Genomic DNA, 1,479 nt, shown 5'->3' on the forward strand with positions numbered 1-1,479 from the left:
CCAGGTCGACCACGGCGTCCGTCTGGTCGGCGAGGCAGGAGAGGCGCTGAAGCGCATCTCCGACCAGATCAAGGCCGCCAACGAGATCGTCGCCAAGATCGCCCACAGCGCCTCCGAACAGGATACGACGCTGCGCTCGATCTCCTCGTCGATGAACCAGCTCGACGCCGCCACCCAGCAGAATGCCGCCATGGCCGAAGAGACCACCGCATCGGCCGAAACGCTGGCCACCGATACCGACGAGCTGATCGACCTTATTCGCGGCTTCCGTGTCGGTGCGCCACAGCACCGCCAGGCCGAACCGATGCGCCGGGCCAGCTGAAAATTCGAAAACAAGCGATATTCGACCGCCGGATGAAAATCCGGCGGTTTTGCTTTGTAAGCACCCCCCAATTTTTAGGGAAATGCACGTCGCGAATAATAAAATTAAAGCTTTTTTATAGGGTGGGCATCAATGGTTACTTACCCGGTCGCAGCATGTTTGTTTTAGCAGCGGTAGACGCGTCGTCCTGTTTGGCGCGCTCGCACAGGCGGTAGAAAACCGCACCGGAATGCAGCCATCCATTCCCGTTGCGAGGCGTCATGAAAAATTTGAAGATTTCGAAGCAGCTCATATTGCTGGTCGTCGGCCTGATGATCGCCTTTGCGATCGCCACCTCCCTGCAGATCCGCTCCTCGGTCGATGCGATCTACAAGGAGCGTTACGACATGCTGCGCGCCGAGGTTCAGTCGGCGGTCTCCGTTCTCAAGCTTTACCAGGCCAAGGTCACCGCCGGCGAAATGACGCTGGAAGATGCCCAGAAGCAGGCCTATACCACCGTCAACGGGATGAAATACGATCCGGACGGCTATTTCTTCGGTTATAGCTACGACGTCCAGATGATGTTCCATTATGATACCGCGAAAGTCGGGCAGAACCTGAAGGGTCAGCCGGACAGCAAAGGCAAGCTCTATCGCGAAGAGCTGGTCAAGCTCGGGCAGCAGGGCGGCGGTCTCGTCGAATTTTATTCCACCAGCAAACCGGGCCAGCCGGCCGGCGATTTCCGCAAGACGGCCTATGCACAGTCCTTCGATCCCTGGAAGGTCGTCGTCGTCACCGGCGTCTACATGGACGATCTCGATGCTCAGATAAACAGCACGATCCTCACCGCACTCTCCGGCAGCATCGTTCTGTTCTTCCTTGCCATGGCAGCCGCCTATATCGTCATTCGCGGCATATCGGGACCTCTCAACAACGTCCATGCCGCCCTGAAGGCTGTCGCCGAAGAGGATGTTTCGATCGCCATCCCGCATATCGGCATGAACAACGAAGTCGGCATGATGGCCAAGGCGACGCAGTCGTTGCAGGAAAAGATCAGGGAACGTCATGCGATGTCCGATCGCGAGGCGGCCCAGCAGCTGGCGCTGGAAAGCGAGCGCGAAAACAATCTGCGCCAGCAGCAGGATGAAGCCACGCTGCAGGCTCGCGTGGTGACGACG

At 58.3% G+C, this 1,479-nt stretch carries 1 protein-coding gene and 1 pseudogene; both read left to right on the plus strand.

All coding sequences use genetic code 11. The annotated features are described in order from the left end of the window. Positions 1-322, plus strand: a pseudogene (locus A6U98_RS00035) (chemotaxis protein); the annotation flags it as partial. Positions 323-582: 260 nt separating this feature from the next. Then, a partial coding sequence (locus tag A6U98_RS00040) for a cache domain-containing protein (RefSeq protein ID WP_156667799.1) occupies positions 583-1,479 on the plus strand: 897 nt, incomplete at its 3' end.

Source organism: Rhizobium sp. WYCCWR10014 (genome assembly GCF_001657485.1).
GTDB lineage: Bacteria > Pseudomonadota > Alphaproteobacteria > Rhizobiales > Rhizobiaceae > Rhizobium.